The organism is Hymenobacter agri (genome assembly GCF_054778495.1).
The window spans coordinates 1-919 of the sequence record NZ_BAAGZM010001059.1 but is presented as its reverse complement, the minus strand read 5'-3'; the positions used below and the strand labels follow the sequence as shown (position 1 = coordinate 919).

Below are 919 nucleotides of genomic sequence, written 5' to 3'. Positions count from 1 at the left end.
GGCGCTTCCGTGGCCCACCAGCCCGTCGCCGAAATACTCGCGCAGGGCCGAGGGCCGGGTGGCGCGCAGCCACGAGCCCATCAGAATGTGGTATTGCACGCCGGGCAGCGGCGGCACCGGCGTGCGCGGCGGCCTGAAATCGTTGGCGTGGGCATCCTGCCAGTCCTCGTCCACCAAAATCGAGTAGCGCAAATCCTTGATTCCGTTGCTGCGCTGGTTGAGCGCCTTACTCAGAAACCGCGTCGGGAACAGGTTGATGCGCTCGAGCAGCCGGGCCGTGAAGTGCGAGTTCTGCTCCAGCCACGAGCCGTCGTTGGGCGTGCCGATGAGGAACACGGCCTGCAGGTGGGAAAGCCAGGGAGCTTTTTCAATGGGCAATGAGGAATGAGCAATGTGCAATTCTTTATCGGCCGGCCTGGGCTTACCGCCACTGTTCATTGTTAATTGCTCATTGCTCATTGTCAATTGCCCATAATATCCCGCCGAGCGGATGATGAGGCCGCCCATGCTGTGGCCCACCAGCACCAGTTCGCCGATGGCGTCGGGCCAGGTCGTCACCAGCTCGGTGAGCAGGCGGTTGAGCTCGCGGCCGTTTTCGGAGAGGTGCAGGCCGGTGTTGTAGCGCAGGTAGAGCGCGCGGGTATGGGTTTCCTCGGCCAGGCGCGGGCCGTAGCGGCGGCTGCCGGGGGCATCCTGGAAACCGGTTTGCCAGATGAGCTCGTCACCCATCAGGCCGTGCACGTAGATGATGGTTTTCTGGTGCGGCTCGCTCAGGCCCAGGTCGGCCACGGCCACGTCGTGGCCGCCGCGGCGGAAGCTCATTTTGATGGCGCGTGGGTCGAAGCGGGCGGCCAGCTCGTCGCCGAGCGCGCCGTTGAGCACGGGTAGGAAAAAGTGCTGGTGCGCCTGCCCGGCCCGC

The 919-nt window shown here is 64.9% G+C and carries 1 protein-coding gene; it reads right to left on the bottom strand.

Annotated features, from left to right (window positions below; translation table 11 throughout):
• The coding region (locus ACYVDE_RS24445) for an esterase/lipase family protein (RefSeq protein ID WP_460504121.1) at window positions 1-882 on the bottom strand (882 nt) is incomplete at its 3' end.
• Window positions 883-919: the final 37 nt, after the last annotated feature.